Origin of the sequence: Vibrio sp. 10N.261.55.A7, from assembly GCF_002877365.1 — a bacterium.
Taxonomy (GTDB): Bacteria; Pseudomonadota; Gammaproteobacteria; order Enterobacterales; family Vibrionaceae; genus Vibrio.
Genome location: NZ_MCWZ01000179.1, coordinates 1 through 19,654 on the forward strand (window position 1 = coordinate 1; position 19,654 = coordinate 19,654).

Here is a 19,654-nt window from a genome sequence, read left to right on the forward strand (position 1 = left end):
AAATAGAAATTGAATTATCTCCTAATTCAATGTGATAGAAGCTAAAGAATAAAACGTAAGTGAAGCTATCAGCACTTAAGTAAGTGTTGCTTCCTTAGTCAGAATGCTTGAAGAGAGAGCTTTCAATGGCAAGCCCTACCACTTTTTCTATCAGAGGTGGAATCACTTAAAAAATTTCCACCATAGAAAAATGAATCACCATCTATCGTCATGTTTACCAACGTTAGAGCGAACAATCGAGGCAACGGTAAATATACTACGAACGACGATTGTATCGACCACCACGGCCAGCTCGCTCTTTATGTGAAGACGCGGCTTTAGCTTGAGAAGCTAAAATTGAGTCGACAGTGAGAGGCATAGGATCGCGAGGCTCAATGCCATTTGGGTACGTTCTTTGACGAGGGGGTAAAGCAAACTGTTCTTCGCTTGCTTTAGGCATTCTCTTAAAACGAGAGAGATAAAAGTTCTCTAGCTTTTCACGTGCCCATTCTGTTTTACGAAGATATTTCAAGCTACTCGCAATAGAAGGGTTCGTGTGGAAACAATTGAAACGCATCGCAGCATCTAGAATGTCCCATCCATAATGATCGACAAGCTCAGTTAAAAGTTGTTCGAGTTTCAGACCATGTAGCGGATTGTTTTGTTGCTCTTCTAGCATGAGATTCCTATTGATGAGGTAATGTGTGCAGCGAGATTATACCCGTAATCTTGAATCATTCGTACGAATTTTGGTTGTCATTCGGTAATTGATTTGTACATGAGTAAACCTTGACCCGTCACCTCACCCCACCACCTCAACCTATCGCCTAGTATTGAACAAGTCTATTGCTCAGACGTTTCACGAATTGCGGCATTCAACTCAAACATAAACAATGGGTTCTCTTGTACAAAATCTCTAGAAATATAAACGCCAAAGTCTTTCTCTTTTCCTAGCATAACCGTGTAATTTTCAGCATTTTTTATGTAGTGCTTGAAAACGACCTCTGCTACAAAAATGGCATCAACCTCCTTGTTATCCAGTGAAGAGACCAATGCTTGAATGTTTGACGCTGGTGATTGAACATTATATTCATTCTGGACAAGCCAATACTGAGTATTCGTGTTGAGCAAGCTCTTCACCTTAGCACTATCTTTAAAGTCAGGGCCAATAGGAAGGGTTGCGTTGCTATTTTCATTCCTAAAAACCCAAACCCATCTGTTCACCATAACAGGCTCAGAAAACAGTGCAAACTCATCCCTTTCTTCATTACGAGATGCCATAAAGAAGCCGTCAGATCGACCTTTTCGAAGCTCTTTTAATGCTCGGCCGTGATTTGAACCGACTTCTATGCTGTACTCCACATCCATTTTTGACAGTACCAATTCCATTTTATCGATACCGATACCCACGGGAACACCTACACCGTCAACCATCGTATATGGAGGGAAGTCTGGAACAAAAAAATGGAGCTTATACTGAGCGTAGAGTGGAGTCGGCAACAGTATTAGCAATATAAGTCCAACAAAAATAATAAGAGGCTGCTTTTCCATCTTGGCGGTTATCTCTGACTTAGCTTTCATTTGAGTATAGAACGAAATCAAAAATAGGAAAAAAATAGACAATTATTCAAAGCCCTAGGCATTGTTTATCTTCAAACAACAATCGTTCCTTGCAAGTACAATACGCCGTATCCAGAAATTGATACACGCTCACCTTCAACGTCACAATACAATACCCCACCACGTTTAGAAGCTTGATAAGCCACCAGCGTTCTTTTACCCAGTAACTCTGACCACAAAGGCGCCAAAGCGGAATGTATAGAACCGGTGACTGGGTCTTCATCTCCTCCATTTGCTGGCCAAAAATAGCGAGAGACAAAGTCATAGTCATAGGCACTTGATTTGGCCGTCACTGCCACATCATACGGAGCGAGCTTTTTCAGACAGTCGCTCTCATAACAGACATCTATGACGTCACTTTCAGACTCCATTACCGCGATGTACGCTTGCCTGTTCTTCAGCACCTTAACCGGGGCTATTGATAAACCTTCCATCAGCTCAGTAGGGTATTGAGTCAACTCAATTGGCTTTTGGTTTGGAAAGCTCATTTCAATTCTGCCAAGTTCATTCTTAATGACCGTGAGCTGCCCCACTTCTAATGTGTCGAATATTATCGAGCCTCTCACGTCAAAATGGTTAAACAAAACAAAAGAAGCCGCGAGCGTCGCGTGACCACAGAAATCAATTTCAGTCAGTGGTGAGAACCAACGGATTTGATAGGTGTTGTTTGAAGTGTGTTTAATAAAAGCGGTTTCTGACAAATTGTTTTCAGTCGCAATATCTTGCATAACTTTATCTTCAACCCAATCGGAAACAGGCACGACCGCGGCTGAATTGCCCTTAAACTTCTCTTTCGTAAATGCGTCGACAACAAAAATGTCCAATGTTTGTTCCATCTTAAGTTCAGCTCCTTCTGTGATTACCTTTGGATAGCGGAAATTAGATAACAACAAATCAACACCATATTGTCTAGTCATGCATTGAGCCAATCAATCAAACCAATCAAACATCGCCATGAACATAATTGGCCTATCCACTGCTAATTCATCGTGTTTGTTCCCGTTTACAATAATAAGATGATAAGATCCCAACACAACAAGCCTACAGGCCATCAAGTAGCACGCAATTCTCAACATGGCCTCATTTCATCTGCGATGTTTCTACTGCAACAGATTATGACGACTAGGCTCAATTAGATTAATTAAAGGTAATACATTCAAATGGTTAATAACGCAATCCAATGGTTCCCAGGGCATATGCACAAAGCCCTTAAAGAGATTGAAGAAGCGATCCCTCAAGTTGATGTCATAATCGAAGTCCTTGATGCTCGCATACCATTTAGTAGTGAGAACCCAGTCATTTCTAAACTTCGCGGTGAAACACCGGTTGTAAAAGTGCTCAATAAGAGAGATTTAGCCGATCCTGAACTCACCGAGCGTTGGATTGAACATTTAGAGAAAGAACAGGGCGTAAAAGCCATCGCGATTACCACCAGCCAAAATCATGAAGTGCAAAAAGTGATGGATCTTTGTCGAAAGCTAGCCCCTCATCGTGAAGAAATTGGCAAAAACATTCGTACCATGATCATGGGCATTCCAAATGTGGGTAAATCAACGATCATTAATTCACTCGCGGGTCGAACAATTGCAGTGACAGGTAATCAGCCCGCAGTAACACGCAGACAACAACGCATTAACTTGCAAAACGGTGTGGTTCTCTCTGACACTCCGGGCGTGTTATGGCCTAAGGTAGAGAACCCTCACAGTGGATTTCGTCTCGCCGCGACAGGCGCCGTTAAAGACACGGCGATGGAATACGATGAAGTTGCCTTTTACACCGTCGAGTATCTTGCCAAGCAGTACCCAGAAAAGCTGAAACAACGCTACATGATTGACGAACTGCCTGAATCAGATGTTGAATTGATGGAAGAAATTGGCCGTAAGCGTGGGGCACTGCGCTCAGGCGGACGTGTCGATTTACATAAATCATCAGAGATCCTTCTTCACGAACTTCGCAATGGCACACTCGGTCAAATTACTCTAGAACTGCCTGAAATGATCACGAAAGAGCTCGTCGAAGTTGAAATAGAAACCGCAAAAAAAGAAGAGCAGAAGATCAAAAAGAAAGAAGAACGTCGTAAACGTTACTTACGAAATAAACGCTAGGTAATACGCTCTAAAAGTCGCTCGTAAAAAGTGCTCCTTACATAAGGAGCACTTTTTTTGTTCACTGTTTTAATTAGGTACCACCTAAGCTCTTCGACCACCTCTTCCAAAGAGTTTAAAGGTTTTCTAAGTGACCACTCGAATGCGATATTTGATGTACGAAGGCTCAGTTTCAATAGCACCAAGCTCATCTCTAGAGTATTTCGATTAATTTATTCAGCAGCACTATTCTGCTCTTTACGCTACCTTCGCTATCTGAGTTGTTATATCGGAAATCCATCAACAAACTCCAGATCTACATTTAATACCCCCAAGGAGTGACAGCGTAACTAACCAGCAAGCCCTAGTAGAACTTCTTCAAGCTGATCCCAAGGCATTAACTGAGAATCAATCACTTCAATTCGAGATTCAAACCCTTCCAACGACACCTCATTAACCGACACCGTTTGATTCGCTACGTTAAACGTGTAACAACCTTTGTTCGTATTAATCACCGCTTTAACCCGTTCAGCCGTTAATGCACTTAGCATCGAAAACAACTCATCGAAATCAAACGTATACTCCGCACCAAATAGCCAACCACAACTGTAGTAGCCCTGCCCTTTATTCTCTTTTCTGACGAAAGGCTGGTTTGGTGGAATCTGAAATTGAGGTTCCATTGCAGCGTGTTCATGGTGGTGGGAAGCAATATTTGATGACGCTGTACCGTGTGTTCTTGGCGTATCCAGTACCTCAACAGGCATTTTCCCGTTGCTTACTAACTGATGGAAAACTTTGGCTGGTACTTGGTTCGTCACCCAGTCATTGAAGGCATCAATGTCAGTTGAATGACATTGATCGACCTTGTTTCCAATAACAACATCCGCACTATCAAGCTGATCATTAAAGTTCTGATTCGATAAATGTCGCTTATCAGATAAATTTCGAGGGTCAACGAGTGCGATGGTTGCTTTTAGATCGACATAACGCAGGTATTGGTCAGACAGCAATGTCGCAACAACTTGTTTAGGATGCCCTAGACCCGTCGGCTCAATAAGAAGACGGTCGGGATTTGTGCGTAATAGTGCGTTAATTCCAACAGACATTGGTACACCGGCCGTACAGCACATGCACCCACCGGGGACTTCCTTAATTAGGGCGCCACGATCACTTAAAATTGCACCATCAATACCGATTTCACCGAACTCGTTAACCAAAACTGCCCATTTCTCGTCTTTTGGTTTGTCTTTGAGTAATTGCAAAATCGTGGTGGTTTTACCGACACCAAGAAAGCCAGTGATGATATTGGTTGGGATTCGTTTTTCCATTGGAGAGCCTAATCAATGATGGAGATAGGCTTGAGTATATCGACATTTCCTAAGTTTTGAATCCCAAAATGACGAAAGGCGCACTACAGTGAGCGCGCCCTATCCCTCGTTACTCAATCGTGAGTTCGCGAACCAAACCGTCTTATGTTGCGGAATGATAATTTACGAGGATCTATAAATTTGTAACTTTGAATCCATCCAAATTGTATGTAAGGCCCTAAGTGTTCCTCCCTGCGAGTCGGTGGTTCAGATTGCCTTACACATTAACTATGGTTCAATTTCTCATTTATACAAGCTTCTGGCGTGACCTTCCTCCCAATATTGAACTCTATACAACAATGTAGCCGATGAGCATCCATATAAATTATGGGAACTTACTTTCCAATATTTCTTCTCGTATTTTGTTAATAATTGAAAACACGAACTTTAATATTCCAATTGCGACGCATATCTAGCTAGGTTTTTTAGATTCCACAAAATAAAGAACCTATAGTTTGCAAATCAATGTATTAGGTTGATATCATTCGCTCCGAAAAACACCCTGCACTTAGGTCTTGTTAGTAAATACCCAAACGGAGTAATACGTTGAACTGGAGAAGATTCGTTCAATTTGGCAGCGTTCCACCATCACAGGCCTCATTGGCACTTGGCATCATAGGTTTAGGACAAGCATGGGACCTATATATTCCAGTTTTCGGCGAAATTATCAGACCTTACCTGGCCAGTTTGGGGGCCTTGCTCTTACTTCCGGTACTGCTTAAGTACCTCTTCAACACGAGAACATTTATCAATGATCTCAGGCATCCATTGAGCGGTAGCTTAATGGCACCGATCAGTATGTCGCTCCTAATACTGTGTGACTATCTGGCAGCAATATCGCCAATTATTGCCTATCCAATTTGGTTCGCAGCACTGATGCTACACGTGACTATGATGTCACTCTTTTTCACATTCCAATTAACCAACTTTAAAATGTCGCATGTCTTACCTAGTTGGTTTCTTTACCCCGTAGGGCTTATCAGTAGCTCTCTTGCCGGCACTCAGTTTGGCTACAATGTTTTCTCTGCTACGCTCGTTAATACCTGCATAGGTATTTACTTTTTCATGTTGCCTCTCGTTTTATATCGCCTTGTCTTTGAGGGAGCTTTATCGGTAAGAGCGAAACCAACGTTGGCAATTATGGCCGCACCAATCAATTTAACACTCGCCAGTTATCTGGTTAACTTTACAGACCCAGATCCAATAATGACGGGCGCCCTAGCAGGAATAGCAGTAACAATGACGCTATTTATCTATTTGTGCTACTTCAGGCTGATGAGGTTGCAGTTTCGACCATCTATCGCTGCTATTACATTTCCTTCCGTTATAAGCTCCGTCGCGATGTACCGACTCACCGATTTCTTTGAGGAGTATCACCCTCACTGGCATTGGTTGCACAAATTTGGGTTTTTGGAGCTGACTATATCTACTGCGCTCGTTATCTGGGTATCAATACGGTACGTTAGAATGTATTGGCCTCAGCTTGGTTCAAACCACTAAGCTCTGCACATCCAGTAAATTACGTCTCATAATTGAGTTAATTATTGATAATTCTAATATTAATTTGGGACTGGCCTAGACTCAACAGTACTCATATTTTTGATGGCTGGTGGAGTCGTCGTGGTAATAGAATCGACCTCGCTCTTTCACCAATTGCTCAAGGCTAGTATGCACTGCAAACAAGTCATCCAGAAGATGTCAAATTAGTCACCTATCACCCCACTCTTTTGCTATCTGCTAGCATGCACCTCATACTTTCTAAAAAAGTAGAAATGAACAAAGAGCTTATCGAAGTCTCCAAGCGTGGATTACGTAAATTAAAAGAGAGTGGAAAGTATGATCTGTATTTTGAACAATCTCTTCGAGGAGATTGCATAGAATAAGCTATCGCGCTCGACGCTTGCTCACTTGTCACTTTGTAAAATCCACATTCGCTATATTATTCAGATCCACTCATGATCCTAATTAAATACAAAATATGTTTATACAACTGTTTTATTTGAAACCTTAGCCAAAAAATCACTTTTCGTAGTCGACCTATTCTTATTTTGCTGTCATAGATAATCAGTCAGCTGACACTTGACCGAAAATATAGAATAGGTATCACTATGAAATATCGAAATAAAAAATCGATAGCCAATGTGTTAGCACCACAATTAAAACATGGCATCGAAGAGCTTATATTGCCTAAGAATAAAGGACGAAACTTAGTATTGGGGAGAAAACCCAAGAGCGGAGATATTGTTCTACAAAGTAACGACTATCTTGCAATTGGCCGACACCACCACATCATTGACAGTCAAATTGATGCTCTTAAAGCTCAAACAAGCGACTCTTTTATGTCAAATGTATTCCTGCATGGTGATGGAACAAATCAATCCGTTGAACAAGAACTCGCGACCTTTGCCGGCTTCGAGTATTGCACAATTGCACCTTCAGGCTGGATAGCCAACACAGCGTTAATGCAAACAATCTGCAATTCAACAACCCAAGTATATATCGACTTTTTTACTCATATGTCACTTTGGGAAGGCGCACGATACGCTGGTGCGAATATACACCCCTTCATGCACAATAACCCTCGACATTTGAAGCGCTTGATCCAAAAGCACGGCCCTGGCGTTATTGTTGTCGATTCGGTTTACAGTACACTTGGTACCATTGCTCCACTGGTAGACATCGTACAATTATCAAAGCAGTTCGATTGCGCTTCTGTCATCGATGAATCACACTCATTGGGAACGCATGGGCCAAAGGGCGCGGGACTGTTACAGGAATTTGAGCTGTCTAACGATGTTGACTTTATGACGGCTAGCTTGGCAAAAACATTTGCTTATCGAGCCGGAGCAATATGGTGTAACAACCAGTTTGGAGAGACTTTGCCTTATGAGGCTTATTCTTCGATCTTTAGCTCAGCGATGATGGTCAACGAGCTTGAACGTATTAGAGCCACATTGAAAGTCGTAAAAGAGAGCAATATGAAAAGGACTCGTTTGTTCTCTCATTCGCAACATTTGGCGTCATCGCTTAGAGAGATAGGATTCAACATCAGGAGTGAGTCTCAAATTATATCTTTGGAAACCGGTGATTCAAATAATACGATCAATGTTCGTAATTTTCTTGAGCAACATGGCGTTTTAGGATCTGTTTTTTGTACTCCAGCGACGCCGAATAACAAGAACCTTATACGTTTTTCTGTACATAGTGACATGAAAGAACACGAAGTATTACACGTAGTACAAGTGTGCGAAAAAGCTTTCCGACACCCTGAACTGAATTTCTATTAATAAAACACCAATTGATAGAATTGTTTTTAATATAAAGGCGCTAACACTTTAAAGCGCCTTTTTATATATATTGCTCTAGCTTTTCAATTAACCCTTCTGACGTCGAGGGTTTTATTATGTAGTCATTCATTCCAACGGCCTTCATATTCTCAATCGACGCTTTACTATTATCTCCAGTATGACCGATGATTGGGATCATTGAGCGTTCACCCATTAAACCTCTAATAAGTTGAGTAGCTTCACTCCCTCCCATCATTGGCATGTCAATATCCATGATAATGACATCAATGGGTTCGGATTCGACAAGCGCAAGTACCTCAATGCCATCTTTTGCTTCGATGACATTAAACCCTTGTTGAGTTAGCAAAATGGATGTTAGCGACCTTACCGACTGATTGTCATCAACCAACAAAATCGTCCTATTGTGGTCATGGCTCTTCTTAGGGATATCACTTTTACCACTATAGCTGTCGGAAAACATGAGTTTATCGATGGTGTCCGTGCACGATTCGGTGATTCTGCATTTGCTGATCGCACAACTGTCTAGGTAGCGATTGAAGTTTGTGTAGTACTCATTATCGGCCCCGTAAAGATAAACAATTCTTGCTTCGGTAAAGCACAGGCTAGATTCAAGCTTATGCAGGCTCAATTCATCAATTGTATCGAGGTCTAAGAAAATAAGGTCGTACTCAAATTGATACTCTTCAAGTTTCAGTGCTTCTTCGACTTTTATTGAGACAAGACGATATCCGATGTAAAAAGCGTTCTCGTTGAGGTTCTTCGTTATGTTGAATTCTGTATTAATTAAGAGAATTGACTTATTTCTCATCAACTCATACTTAATGTTATTAACACTGTTTGATTCATACTTTGGAAAACTAAGGATAAACTCTGTCCATTCCCCCGCTTGAGATATGCACTCAATTTCACCACCAAACGAGTGCATAACACGACGACAGAATGGCAGACCTAACCCAAAGCTACCGTTCTTTCCGAATGTGTAGAAGTCATTGAAAATGGAATCAATCTTCTCATCTTCAATGCCTGCCCCCGTGTCCCTGATGCGCAAATAATTAAACTGATCATCTTTAGTCACGCCTACAGAAATGGTGAATACTTCTTCTGCTTGGTAATGAAAGGCATTTTTAAAGAGGTTATACACCACATATTTAAGCAATATATCACTACCAAAATAGCTAAAATCCTCCAACTCGCTCGCCTTTACCGCGTTTTTCGCATTAATGGATTTATAGGGGTAACTCTCAACCGCCTCTGCCACAACATCAGCCAAAGAGTGTTTAACAAACGTAGAACGAGAGACACGACTTTGATCAATGGACGTGAGCAGCAAATCAATCGCTTCATTGCCATTCTTAATGATGTTATCTGCCTCATTGAGCATTTCGTTCATTAATGCGCGATCATTCTTATCCACTGTCCCGTCGGTCTGCATGCTTCGAGATAATGTTCCTTTTAATAGGTCTACCGTCGTTTTTAATGCACTGAGAGGGTTTCTCATTTCATGAGCAATACTGGCACCAAAAGATTTAGCAAGCGAGATTCGCGCTTCGTGTTCCATCTGGTTTCTAAAATAAAAGAGGTTGCCAAATGTATAAGTAAATATAAACACAGGGACATAGGACCAATTGATTTGATCGATCCTTAATTCTCCACACGCTAGGTAGCTAAGAGCAAAGCCAGCACATATCGAAATAATACATTGAAAAATCAGCGTTTTAGGATCATGGACGAGCAATACGTGAAGAAAAATAGAGGCCATAAATGACATGACCCACACACTCGACCAATCGTTCATGAAAAGCATGAATGAGAAGAAGAAAGGAAGGCAAAAGGCAATACATCCCAAATAATAATGCGGTAGGAATTTCTTTAAATAGTGTGGAACATAACGTCGAAGCGCTAAAACCAACAGGGTTAATGCACAAATTAAACGAAACCAAAGATTCTCGTAAGGTTGAGGAAAAAGGTACGCCCAAATATAGTAATAACTAGGGAATCCTAAAAAACCTACCCACCCTAAGATATTTAAGTTTGGTTCAGCGTATTTATAAATCTTGTTTACTGCAGTCACTTCCCTTTCCTGCTTATTAAACGTTTGCGGCTAAGCCTAGGTACACTTGCATTCCCTTATCACCTATTACGACGGCTATAAACTATGCAGTGGTGCGCTTATGCACAACCTCCTACCTTTTAAGTTAGCTGATAACCGCCTGACGCACTGTTAAATATCTTATTTTTTTCTACTATTAGCGAGACAGAGTTGATATTTTGGCCTGATTTCGACTGATACTCATTAACCACTTATTAAAGCCTTAACTCTTAATCCATCTTTGCTCTAAATTGTAGAAAGATAACGCAGTGTATCTGGCCAACGGATGTTGGCCAATCCGTTTGGCAAGAATAGTTTTCTATTTACCCATCGTATTGACTTAGAACAACTCGATAGCAATAAACGCGCTAATGAATGACCGAAACTTCACTGCCTTTTCGGCTCGGTTCAATTTCTACTCGCAAAGACATTTGTTCTTTTAACTCTGTAACATGAGAAATAATACCGATCGTTCTCCCACCGAGCTGAAGATCAACAAGCGTTTCAATTGCAAGATCGAGAGATTCAGGGTCTAAACTTCCAAAACCTTCATCAATAAACAATGTGTCTAAGCGAATACCCCCACTGTACGACTGAACCACGTCAGACAAACCGAGCGCTAAAGAAAGAGCCGCCATAAACGATTCTCCTCCAGAAAGTGTCGCGACATCTCTGAGTTTACTGGTGTAACCATCTTCTACCATGAGATCTAATCCTGAGCCAACGTTGCCTTTGGCTCGGTTTTCCTTTCTTTTTAGCTCATAGCGACCTTTACTCATCTTGCGCAAGCGGATTGATGCTTGAATAAGAACGTCATCAAGTAACACACCAAGTACGAATCGATGCAGACTTATCTTAGATCCGGTTTTGCCATTGGCGACATCACTTAGCGTACCCACTATTTTATACTGCTCAGATAGCGTTTCGTTTTGTTTACTCAGTACATTGAGTTTACGCTGCACTTCATTGTAACGATCTTGGATGGATTGAAGTTGTGTAAAATGCTTTAAGCTTGTTGAATGATCCTGCTCTGCAGTGAGTCGTTGTTCGGTCAATTTTGCACAATCTGGATTTGTTTTTCCGAGCAGGCCTTTCTCTAGTGTATTAACTTCTGCTTCAAGCGTTGTTTTAAGCTGCTCAAACTTGTTAATCGCACTGTTCAATTCTTCAAGTTCTATCTTTGTTTTTCGACAATTAAGATACGCCTTCTCATCAGCAAAAGGACTAATCTCAAGCTCCTGATTCCAATGATTGCTCGCTTCACTGGCAGAATGCTCGGCGTTTTTCATTTGAGTCGTTAATTCAGTCATTCGAGCTTTCTCAGAAGCCAGAAATTGCTGAGCATGTTCATATTGAATCCGCACTTTCTGCTCATTTTTTGTTATCTGATCTAACTGTTCACGCAAATGACTTAGCTGAGTGTCAATAAGAGATAGGCCGTCTAGATCTTTAGGAATATCACTCGTTCGTGAATCTACCTCTGTTTGCAGTCGTCCTATCTTAACTTTCGATTCACTGACAACATCCAGTTGGCTCTGTAACTGAAGCTTGGTCTCTGATAGCTTCTGTTCTAGCTGAGAAAGAGCAAGTTCAATCTTGGCCGGATTAGCATTCTCAAGCTCAATAATCCTTTTCTTCAATACTTCCAGCTCAGAATAGATCGCCTCAATAGAAAGAACGTCTCTTACTTCGAGTTGTTCTTCAACACTCACTATCGCTTGTTGAGTCAACGCCAGTTCAGTATTGGCTTGGTTTAATACCTCTGCCGCTTGCTTCTCTATGTTACTAACCTCTTGTTGATGTAACCTTGCTACATCGACGTCCTGTTTCGTCACTTCATCAATGGTAAACTGAGCAGGTTCCGGATGCTCGCAACTGCCACATACTGGACAAGGTTCGTCCAGTTTTAACTGCTTTGCCAGTTGAGCCGCCTGGCTTGTATGCCATTGATATTCCAAGTTGTCAGCGTAATCGATGGCGACATTCGTCCGGTCTTTGGCGATGCGCAGCTTGTTCTCTACTTTGTCTCTATATTCGGATTGAATCGCTATCGTTTTCTGTAGAGATTGCTTTTTCTGCTCTAAGGCTAATTGTTCAGTCAGTTGGGTCTGTTGCTGATGTACCAGTGGCAATTGCTGATAATGGTACTTTGCACTGTCCAATTGGCTGCGATGCTCATTGATTTCTTTTTCTAGTCTAAGTGTAGAACTATGCAGAATCTCTTGTTGTGCCAACGCACGTTCGCCCACCTTCTTCTCTTGCTCTAGTCTTTCTATAAAACTGGCTCGTTCTTGAAATTTTACTTTTACTGATTCTAAGAAGAATAATCGGTTCTGATGATCCGGTATTTGGGCAGAAGCCTTCATCGCCAGTTCTAACTGCTCATTAGAGGCAAGAAGCGCTGTTTGAGCTTGGTCTAAAGATACTTTGGCTTTTTGCGCAGCCTCAGACTTATCGTTGCGTTCTTTTGTTGATGACTGAAAATCCGAATGTAAAACGTCTAGTGCTTGAGCCTGTATGGCGTTTTCACGTTGAAGATGCAGTGCGTCAATGTTGTCTTTTGATTCGTTGTGATGTGTAAGCTGCCCTTTCTTCAACTCCAATTGCCTAAATCGGTCTGCCAATTCTTGCGCTGATTTCTCGTTAAGTTGCGCCTCTTCTAGCGTTTTAGTCAATAGTGAAAGTTGATCTGATGCGATACGAAGTGACTCAGTATTATCCACTAACTCGGCTTTTAGCTGAGATTCGTCCTCAACATTCGCGACATCCAGAACGCCTTTGATTTGATTATCAAAATCCTCTTTCGCTTTACGTATTCCTGACGCTTTCTCGAACAAAGATCGTTCAATGGCAGAATAGATATGAGTTTGAAACAGCTGTCCGAAGATTTGTTCGCGCTCTTTTGAGGTAGCCGTAAGGAGTTCTCTAAACTTTCCTTGGGGCAACACCATCACTTGACGAAATTGTTTCACATCCAACCCGATAAGGTCTTTTACTTCCTTTAGAACGGGCGCAGGTTTATTCGCGAGTAGTGATTCTGCCTCACTGTCTATCTGGTAAATCGTGGCAGTGTGAGCGCGCTTTGTCGTCCCTTCTCCTCGTTTCTTCGGTACTTCCTGTTCGGGAGCCCGCTCAACTCTATAACATCGTTCAAATAGCCGAAACTCGAAACTTACCTCTGTCAGCAGTGCTGCATCGGCATAATCGCAACGCATCTGATCGCCCGTTCTTTCGCTCCCTGTCGTTTCACCATAAAGCGCATAGCAGATAGCATCCAATATTGAGCTTTTACCCGAACCAGTAGGCCCATTAATAAGAAAAAGGGGTGCGTTGCCCATAGTGGTAAAGTCGATACTCTGTCGGTCAGCAAAAGGGCCAAATGCTTGAAGAGTGAGTTTAAGTGGCTGCATGCTAGTCCTTCTTCTCTTTATGTAATGCTGAGATTATGTCGAGAACCGTCGCATTTTGTTCATCCGTTAACGAGGTTTTTTGCGCTTCCAAAAAGAAATCTTGAAACATGTCTATCTCTCCTCGAGCGAGCCGAGCTTTACCAAGTTGTTGCTCCTCTCCTATTAACATACCAGGCTTCTCGATATGCAAAACATTGGGATAGACTTTTCGAAGCTTCTCCATTGGGTCGAGAATAGCGTGGGTATCAGTGAGTCGAACCAACAGGTAATCATGGGAATTAGAATCTTGATGACCTTGCGACAACAACTCGTCCAATTCACCTTCTAATATTCGCATCTGATGTGGAGCCGTTAAATCGATATGTTCCGTTGACTTGAAGCCGTTCTCATCGAATTCGACCAGTGTCACGCCTTTCTTCTGATGTTGTTCAGAAAAACTGTATTTCATCAGAGAGCCAGAATATCGAATGTAATCTTTGCCCTTTTTTTGAGGTTGATGCAAATGACCCAGAGCGACATAGTCAAATGCAGTGAAATGCTCGAAGCTTACTCTGTCAGAACCACCTATTGAGAGCGGTCTTTCGGACTCAGACTCAACGGCCCCATCAATATAACAATGGCTAATGAGAACATTCTTATGCTTGGCATCAAAACGCTCAATTAAGATATTAGCCAAGTATTCATGAGCTTCATCATGGTTCGACACCGCTTCTGAAAAATGATGCCTGACTATTTCTGGGTCGCTATAAGGCATACCGTGAAACGCCACACGACCTGCGGTTTTAGATTCTAGGATCACAGGTGACAACATTTCATCAAAAGAGCTGATGATGTGAAGCCCTGACTGTTTCATTTGCGTCGCGCCGAAACCAAGCCTTTTGGCGCCATCATGGTTTCCAGGAATGATGATCATAGGTGTCTCAAGCTCACCACAGATTACGTCTACAGTGTGATTTAGAAGCTCTATTGCGGCCGTGGGTGGAACTGAACGATCGTAAATATCTCCAGCAACGATGACCGCGTCTACTGGGGTATGTCTAATGGTTTGAATAAGCTGTTCAATGACGGCTTTTTGATCATCAAGAAGAGAGACATTGTGAAACTGGCGGCCAAGGTGCCAATCAGAGGTATGTAGAAACTTCATAATAGCCTGTAATCATCATTTCTATAATTCCCGCAATGTTAGCAAGAAAACACGATGAACAGGACTGTTTATTCTCGATTAGAGAGTTTAACAGCCACGATTAAGTGGCTGTATTGTTTCAATTAACCGATGTTCGGGAATGAAGTTCAAATCCCGACAAATGGAGCAAAATACACCAACGCCGACCAAATAAGAATCCACGCCATGATGACAAAAATGTCAGACCAATCGCGACTCCACATTTCCTACCTCCTTAGCATCTTTGCACCCTCTCACAGTGAAGATGCTTTTAGACTAACTTAAGGTATGCAAACTATGAGCCACTATTCGTTATCGTTGTGTCGCCGATTTTACCCTGCTTTGGTTATCTAACGTTGACGGTGTATTACTCAATAATTCTGTAAAACTATCCGCCATCGAGACACAAGTGACGACACCTTCCCCAATCATGTTGAGGATAGCGTCATAGCCTTCTTTGCCTTTCATGGTATAGGCGGAAGAAGAGCCAACATACGTTTCATCAAGCATCACAGGCTCCCAGCCGTTATCGCTTCGATAGATTTTCAACTCTCGAATACGTGTTCCTTTAGGTTTCTCTGCATCATAATGAAACGATAAGTTGTGAGTGTATGGATAGGAGCCTGACCCCGTTCCTTCCACGCCATTATTGATTGCGTTGTTGATTGCCCCCTCAAGAGTTTGGGCAATATATTTCCCTTTGATGTGGTAAACACCAATGGGAACGGCAAAAGGAAGAAGTTTTCCGGCAATGTCGGCAACGGAAACGTCGCCCGGGTTGAGTGAGTTTCTCACCCCTCCTGCATTATGTATCGCAAACTCGACTTGATGGCCTCGCTGATTCATCGCATACACAAAAGACTCAGCGACCATGGGTGCCAATTCACTTCCGCCCTGAGCATCCGGAATTCGGATATGTCTCAGTTTTCGAGGAGCATTCGCAATGATCTGCTTTTGAAGCGCTCGGACTCGAGGTATGTACTTCTTCAGCAAGATATCTTGTGTCGCAATGTCTTTCTTACAAACGATGACATTAGGGTGGCTATGAAGGTATTCACTGGCTTGCAAATGCGCATCATCTTGGCCTGTTTCAGCCATATTGGCATCCAGAAAGAGTCTTCTACCTAACAGAAGTTCATTCTTTCCAGACAATGATTCAACTTCACCACAAGCATTAAACTGAATCTCACAATGCCCCATACTCAAAGCGTGAAAACCGGCTTGCAGTATGAATGTCTTGTTGACCTTCACCCCATAATCATCGTCTTTTTCTAGCCCTAGTGAACTAAAGTCACCTTGTAATCTATGGCTATGCCCACCCACTATGACACCAATTCCATCCACTTTTTCCGCCAACTCTAAATCGGCCTCGTAACCGAGGTGGCTTAACAAGATCACTTTATTGATGCCTGACTTATGTATGGCTTCAATGGTATTTCTGGCGGTTTCTGTGGCGTTGACAAAAGGCGTATCAGGATCAGGGTTCGCAATATCCGCCATCTTATCTAGAGACAATCCAAATATGGCTACGCGTTCTCCATGAACACTTTTCGTTAGCCAAGGCGCAACTTTTTCTTGCGGCTCGTAACTCAACACATTGGTCGCGTCAGAGACCCTGTACTGTTTATCTGTCCTTTCCTGAGATAAGTCCCAGTTGCCACATAGCATTGGAAAATTAATGCGTTTCACAAATTGAGCGACGGGTTCATTGCCCATATCCAGTTCGTGATTGCCCAGTACCATGGCATCAATGTCGAGTGCATTGAGTAGATCAGCATTCGCTTTCCCTTTAAACAGGGAGAAATACAGTGTGCCTTGAAAGCAATCACCCGCATGCAAGAACATGAAAGGCGTATTATCTGATTCGGCTTGTTGCTTCAACTGTTTTGCCCGTGTTGCTATACGGGCAAATCCACCAGCGCTCACAAATGGTGTCAAAGGCTGACCACTGACATTGATACTAAGTTGTAAGGATGTAGGTTCAAAGTAGGAATGGGTGTCGTTTATATGAGCCAGAATGAATTTTGCTGGTCTATTTTTTATCATCGTTTTCTTCATCTTTTCTTTTCTCTTCTATTCCATTTCATCCTAGCCTACAAATCATGACAGAATCGTGACTTTTATGAAACGACTATGAAAAAGAAAGTTATCTAAGTGTGCTCAGGTCATATTATCAAGACAGTTACATTCATTGCACTCTCGCTAAGTTGATAAATATTGTGAGCTAACAGCCTGCTCTTTAAGCCTTTTTCTATTATGCTTAAGGAGTTCACAGTCACTACTTGCGACAGATCCGACGACATGCTGTATTACCTCTTGAATGGAGTAAGCCTATGCAAATCGAGCGAGTCGAAATTTCAGGGTTTAGAGGGATAAAGAGACTCTCACTACCTTTAGGAGAATTGACGACTCTTATTGGAGAAAATACTTGGGGAAAATCATCATTGCTGGACGCGCTTTCAGTCGCGCTCCCTGCCGATGGCAAGCCTTATGAATTTGAGATGCAAGACTTTCATGTCGACTACTCTATCGCTCATCCACAAACTCAGCACCTACAAATTGTTCTTGCTCTAAAATCCACTGACAAACAAGAAATTCGCTCTGGGCGTTATCGTAAAATTAAGCCCATCTGGGTGTATGACGAAGACAGCAATCCTTATATTTACTATCGTGTCAGCGCCACTTTAGATCAGTACACTGTCACCACACACTTCGCTTTTCTTGATACGAATGGAACCACGCTTCCCCTCCACCATTCAGAAAAGCTTGCTCAAGAACTCATGTCTCTGCACCCGGTAATTCGGCTCAAGGATTCTCGACGGTTTGAGCGGCCTTTTGATGACAGCAACAATACCAATGGGCGTGTGGAAAAGAGAATCAACAACACATGTCGCCGTCTGATGGCAACGCCAGGGCATGTGAATAAAGGTGAAATGCGCAGTAGCCTCAATTCCATGAACATTTTGGTTGAGCATTATTTCTCTTTTAAGAGCAATTCAAGACACAGTCCGAGAAAACAGAGAGACGGTCTATTTTTCACACGAAACCAAAGTGAGAAGAGCGTGTCTCAAGTCGTTGAGGAGTCGAAAAGCAGACAAACCCGCCTACTGATGATGGGGTTGCTGAACGCTTATCTGCAAGCAAAAGGGCCAAATGACCTAAGGCGATGTGCCAGACCCTTACTTATATTGGAAGACCCAGAAGGGCGACTTCACCCAACCCATCTTGCAAGAGCCTGGAGTTTGCTCCAACTCTTACCGATGCAAAAAATATTAACGACGAACAGCGGTGAATTACTGTCACAAGTACCGTTGTACACCATTCGAAGGCTCGTAAGACAGTCAGATAAGACCATTGCGACATCGCTTCCTAATAAAGGTTTTAACAACGATGAATTGCGCCGCATCGGATTCCATATTCGCTTTCATCGTTCAAATGCTCTGTTTGCCCGATGTTGGCTGTTGGTCGAGGGGGAAACGGAAGTATGGCTATTCAATGAACTCGCCAACCAATGCGGTTATAACCTAGCGGCAGAGGGTGTTCAGATTATTGAGTTTGCGCAATCAGGGTTAAAGTCCCTCATCAAAGTCGCAAAGGCATTTGGCATTGATTGGCATGTGGTCACAGACGGGGATGCCGCAGGGAAGAAATACTCAGCGTCGGTTAGAGGCCAGCTAGGCGGTGACCAAGAAAGACACAGGCTCACTGAGCTTCCCGATCGAGATATAGAGCATTACCTTTATGCCCATGGATTCGAACGATTTTTTAGAGATATGGTAAAAATACCGTATGACCATCCTATTCCAGCGAAGAAGGTGGTTGCGAAAGTTCTCAAAAAGCACGCTAAGCCTGATTTGGCATTGGCTATCGTGTCTTACTGTGAAGAACAAGGCGTCGAGTTTATTCCAGTTCTTTTGCGTTGGACGCTAAAACGCGCAATCACCATGGCAAATGGCAACACCTAAGTTCGAGTTCGACATCACTAATGTAGCCGAGTTTTGGTAGGCGAATGAAGCACTCGGCTATGGGGCTGATTTTGTGATTAACGAAGACTGTTCCATTCTTTGGTGTAGCCAAAGACCGCTGGCTTTCATCAGATAACCAAAGACACCACCCAAGATAAGAGATGGAACCACTAACTGCCAATTTCCATCAGCTGCAAACGTCGCACACGAGCCAATGAATGTTCCGGGAATGTACGCTAGCCAGGCTTGCTTCGCTTGAATGCACATAAAGAAGGCGACAACCGCTGTTGCGACGTACCCTAATATTTCCAAACTGACGAGCGATGACACGTGAATAATAACCAGTGCCCAAAAAACACCAGTCATATTCGTTGTTAAGCTTTGAGCTAATCCTTTCAAACCATCATTTGGTGACGCAAAATAGCTCGTGCACCCCAAGAACCCTGCCCAAGAAAGCAAACCAAGAGAAATGGCAACCCAACCCCAAAGGCCAGATAGAATTCCAGTCGTTAATGATATTGCAACCAATACACTCAAATGTTCTCTCCCAGTAGGCGTATGACCAAATGTTAATTTCTATGCTGTGCTGAATGTTAAAGTACTAACAAACTCATCAATGTGATCTTATTCAAATTACTACCTTTATCGATACAATGTATTTCATAGATTA

General features: G+C 42.4%; 13 protein-coding genes. 4 read left to right on the plus strand and 9 right to left on the minus strand.

Features of this window, described 5'->3' with window-relative positions; translation table 11 throughout:
* Nucleotides 1-256: 256 nt before the first annotated feature.
* The 3 genes from BCU12_RS10005 to BCU12_RS10015 all read right to left on the minus strand — a co-directional run bounded on the left by BCU12_RS10005 (nucleotide 257) and on the right by BCU12_RS10015 (nucleotide 2,435).
* Entirely contained in the window at nucleotides 257-658 is a 402-nt protein-coding gene (locus tag BCU12_RS10005) for a VF530 family DNA-binding protein (protein ID WP_102404168.1), read from the minus strand.
* Between the two features lie 164 nt (nucleotides 659-822).
* Nucleotides 823-1,602 (minus strand): transporter substrate-binding domain-containing protein, encoded by a 780-nt coding sequence (locus BCU12_RS10010; protein ID WP_241909796.1) that lies wholly within the window; start codon nucleotides 1,600-1,602, stop codon nucleotides 823-825.
* A gap of 29 nt (nucleotides 1,603-1,631) precedes the next feature.
* A complete protein-coding gene (locus BCU12_RS10015) occupies nucleotides 1,632-2,435 on the minus strand; it encodes a PhzF family phenazine biosynthesis protein (RefSeq protein ID WP_102404170.1) in 804 nt (267 codons plus the stop codon).
* A gap of 324 nt (nucleotides 2,436-2,759) precedes the next feature.
* Here BCU12_RS10015 and ylqF point away from each other — a divergent pair, with 324 nt between their 5' ends.
* Complete coding sequence (gene ylqF / locus BCU12_RS10020; protein WP_102404171.1) at nucleotides 2,760-3,704, plus strand: ribosome biogenesis GTPase YlqF; 945 nt, start codon at nucleotides 2,760-2,762, stop codon at nucleotides 3,702-3,704.
* Nucleotides 3,705-4,033: 329 nt separating this feature from the next.
* Here ylqF and BCU12_RS10025 read toward each other — a convergent pair whose 3' ends face one another.
* Entirely contained in the window at nucleotides 4,034-5,011 is a 978-nt protein-coding gene (locus tag BCU12_RS10025; RefSeq protein ID WP_102404172.1) for a GTP-binding protein, read from the minus strand.
* 585 nt (nucleotides 5,012-5,596) lie between these two features.
* Between BCU12_RS10025 and BCU12_RS10030 the strand changes: the two genes are divergently transcribed.
* Together BCU12_RS10030 and cqsA are read left to right on the plus strand one after the other, a co-directional pair.
* Nucleotides 5,597-6,550: a TDT family transporter gene (locus BCU12_RS10030; protein ID WP_102404173.1), complete on the plus strand. Its 954-nt coding sequence runs from the start codon at nucleotides 5,597-5,599 to the stop codon at nucleotides 6,548-6,550.
* Nucleotides 6,551-7,158: 608 nt separating this feature from the next.
* Nucleotides 7,159-8,337 (plus strand): alpha-hydroxyketone-type quorum-sensing autoinducer synthase, encoded by a 1,179-nt coding sequence (gene cqsA, locus BCU12_RS10035; protein WP_102404174.1) that lies wholly within the window; start codon nucleotides 7,159-7,161, stop codon nucleotides 8,335-8,337.
* A 61-nt stretch (nucleotides 8,338-8,398) separates the two neighbouring features.
* On the opposite strand, the gene BCU12_RS10040 is transcribed toward cqsA, so the two are convergent.
* From BCU12_RS10040 to BCU12_RS10055, 4 genes are all read right to left on the minus strand, one after another.
* Nucleotides 8,399-10,429 carry a hybrid sensor histidine kinase/response regulator gene (locus BCU12_RS10040; protein ID WP_102404175.1) on the minus strand — a complete coding sequence of 677 codons (2,031 nt, stop codon included), beginning with the start codon at nucleotides 10,427-10,429 and terminating at the stop codon, nucleotides 8,399-8,401.
* Nucleotides 10,430-10,815: 386 nt separating this feature from the next.
* Nucleotides 10,816-13,857, minus strand: coding sequence for an SMC family ATPase (locus BCU12_RS10045; protein WP_102404176.1), 3,042 nt, complete (start codon nucleotides 13,855-13,857; stop codon nucleotides 10,816-10,818).
* Nucleotide 13,858: 1 nt separating this feature from the next.
* Nucleotides 13,859-15,001, minus strand: coding sequence for an exonuclease SbcCD subunit D (locus BCU12_RS10050; protein WP_102404177.1), 1,143 nt, complete (start codon nucleotides 14,999-15,001; stop codon nucleotides 13,859-13,861).
* 330 nt (nucleotides 15,002-15,331) lie between these two features.
* Nucleotides 15,332-17,065, minus strand: coding sequence for a bifunctional UDP-sugar hydrolase/5'-nucleotidase (locus BCU12_RS10055; RefSeq protein ID WP_102404180.1), 1,734 nt, complete (start codon nucleotides 17,063-17,065; stop codon nucleotides 15,332-15,334).
* A 287-nt stretch (nucleotides 17,066-17,352) separates the two neighbouring features.
* Between BCU12_RS10055 and BCU12_RS10060 the strand changes: the two genes are divergently transcribed.
* The gene (locus BCU12_RS10060; RefSeq protein WP_102404178.1) at nucleotides 17,353-18,984 is read left to right on the plus strand and encodes an ATP-dependent endonuclease; all 1,632 of its coding nucleotides are present in this window, start codon (nucleotides 17,353-17,355) and stop codon (nucleotides 18,982-18,984) included.
* Between the two features lie 57 nt (nucleotides 18,985-19,041).
* Here BCU12_RS10060 and BCU12_RS10065 read toward each other — a convergent pair whose 3' ends face one another.
* Nucleotides 19,042-19,521: a DUF1097 domain-containing protein gene (locus BCU12_RS10065; protein ID WP_102404179.1), complete on the minus strand. Its 480-nt coding sequence runs from the start codon at nucleotides 19,519-19,521 to the stop codon at nucleotides 19,042-19,044.
* Nucleotides 19,522-19,654: the final 133 nt, after the last annotated feature.

Bases quoted from the DNA above. Each gene is read 5' to 3' on its own strand.
- BCU12_RS10005 (WP_102404168.1), bottom strand. From the start codon at position 658: ATGCTAGAAGAGCAACAAAACAATCCGCTACATGGTCTGAAACTCGAA.
- BCU12_RS10015 (WP_102404170.1), bottom strand. From the start codon at position 2,435: ATGGAACAAACATTGGACATTTTTGTTGTCGACGCATTTACGAAAGAG.
- ylqF (WP_102404171.1), top strand. From the start codon at position 2,760: ATGGTTAATAACGCAATCCAATGGTTCCCAGGGCATATGCACAAAGCC.
- BCU12_RS10025 (WP_102404172.1), bottom strand. From the start codon at position 5,011: ATGGAAAAACGAATCCCAACCAATATCATCACTGGCTTTCTTGGTGTC.
- cqsA (WP_102404174.1), top strand. From the start codon at position 7,159: ATGAAATATCGAAATAAAAAATCGATAGCCAATGTGTTAGCACCACAA.
- BCU12_RS10045 (WP_102404176.1), bottom strand. From the start codon at position 13,857: ATGCAGCCACTTAAACTCACTCTTCAAGCATTTGGCCCTTTTGCTGAC.
- BCU12_RS10050 (WP_102404177.1), bottom strand. From the start codon at position 15,001: ATGAAGTTTCTACATACCTCTGATTGGCACCTTGGCCGCCAGTTTCAC.
- BCU12_RS10055 (WP_102404180.1), bottom strand. From the start codon at position 17,065: ATGATAAAAAATAGACCAGCAAAATTCATTCTGGCTCATATAAACGAC.
- BCU12_RS10060 (WP_102404178.1), top strand. From the start codon at position 17,353: ATGCAAATCGAGCGAGTCGAAATTTCAGGGTTTAGAGGGATAAAGAGA.